At 29.0% G+C, this 1,699-nt stretch carries 2 protein-coding genes; both read left to right on the top strand.

All coding sequences use genetic code 11. The features are described 5' to 3' along the window. Nucleotides 1–201 precede the first annotated feature (201 nt). Complete coding sequence (locus ACN1CN_RS22695) at nucleotides 202–441, top strand: helix-turn-helix domain-containing protein (protein ID WP_419137958.1); 240 nt, start codon at nucleotides 202–204, stop codon at nucleotides 439–441. 232 nt (nucleotides 442–673) lie between these two features. Continuing rightward, nucleotides 674–1,684, top strand: a complete 1,011-nt coding sequence (locus tag ACN1CN_RS22690) for an IS110 family transposase (protein ID WP_419137956.1) — start codon at nucleotides 674–676, stop codon at nucleotides 1,682–1,684. The last annotated feature ends 15 nt before the right edge of the window (nucleotides 1,685–1,699 follow it).

Here is a 1,699-nt window from a genome sequence, read left to right as displayed (position 1 = left end):
CAAATAAGTGAGCCCTTTAGTTTTGTGATATAATATTTCCATAGTATTTATTTTAATTGTTTTCATGGTATTTAATTTAAATTATTTCCCAAATATACAAAATTTTATTAAAAAGACACTAATAAGATACATCTTTTTAGTGGTAACTAAAGTGATGGCTATTTATGAGATTTGTAAGTACATTTGCAATACTTATAAAAAATGAAGACAGAATTTTCTAAAGATAGCGTACTAAAAAATTTAGGTAAAAGAATAAAAGAAATCAGAATAAGCAAAGGATACACTAGTTATGAATATTTTGCTTATGAGCATAATATATCTCGTGCTCAATTTGGGAGATATGAAAGGGGTGAAGATTTAAGATTCAGTACTCTAGCAAAAATAGTTTCAGCTTTTGATATGACCTTTGAAGAATTTTTTTCAGAAGGTTTTGAGGAATAGATTAGTGATTTCTCCTGATAACTTGCAAGAAGAATCTGGTATAGTAATTTATTGTCTAATTAATGTTAACAGACCAGTTTAGGCGCATTACAAGTGAGCATAAATTAAAGATTTAAGCGTGGGTTTAATCCTTTACTGGTTCTTTGAACAAGTTTCAGATAGAAAATTAGGTATAGACCTATTATAAGGGCATGAGTATGTTCAAAGATTGTTAACCATAAATTTTAATAGTATGGAAATCAATCATTTTATTGGAGTAGATGTATCAAAAGATACATTAGATCTTTCTTTAGTAGATCAAGGAACTGTTGTTTATCATCTAAGAGTATTCAATACTAATCAGGGAATTAAATCCTTTATTCAGGAAGTTAAAAAAAAATTTGATGTTGATCTTTCTTATACAATATTTTGTATGGAGCATAATGGTATTTATAATAATATACTATTATCATTTCTAGAAAAATTAAATACAAATGTATGGGTAGAATCAGCTTTACAAATTAAACAGTCCCAGGGAATGTTGAGAGGAAAGAATGATAAGGTAGATTCTGGTAGGATTGCAATGTATGCCTATAGACATCATGAAAATTTCAATCCATGGAATCCTCCCAGAGAAATTATTTTACAAATAAAACAGTTATTAGTAATTCGTAGCAGAATAATAGAAGCTATTAAACAGCTTAACACTCCTATCGGTAAAGATGCAGAACTATTTTTCTCTAAAACGCATTTAAAATTATCCAGAAAATGTTGTGAAGCTTCTATAAGAACAATGAAGAAAGAAGCTAAAGCTATTGAAAAACAGATAAAAGACTTAATACAGAGTGACGAATCTATTTATCATCTTTTTAAAATAATTGTATCAATAGATGGCATCGGTTTACTTGTTGCTGCAACATTATTAGTAGCTACAAACGAATTTAAAAACTTTTCATGTGCGAAGAAGTTCGCTTGTTATGCAGGGGTTGTTCCCTTTGAACATAGTTCAGGAACCTCCATTAAAAGACGTCCTAAGGTTTCGCATTTAGCTAATAAAACAGTGAAGAAAATGATTCACCTTGCTGTTCTTTCCGGAATTCGAGAAAATGGAGAATTCAGAGACTATTATGTAAGAAAAAAAGCTGAAGGGAAACATGTGATGTCGATTATCAATGCTATTAGGAATAAATTGATCTTAAGAATATTTGCTTGTGTAAGAGATGATAGATTTTATGAAAAAAAACATCAATATTTATTTGGATAAAACATAGAAACCCAC

The organism is Flavobacterium sp. T12S277, assembly GCF_048514875.1.
Taxonomy (GTDB): domain Bacteria; phylum Bacteroidota; class Bacteroidia; order Flavobacteriales; family Flavobacteriaceae; genus Flavobacterium.
This window is presented reverse-complemented; position numbering and strand designations above follow the sequence as displayed.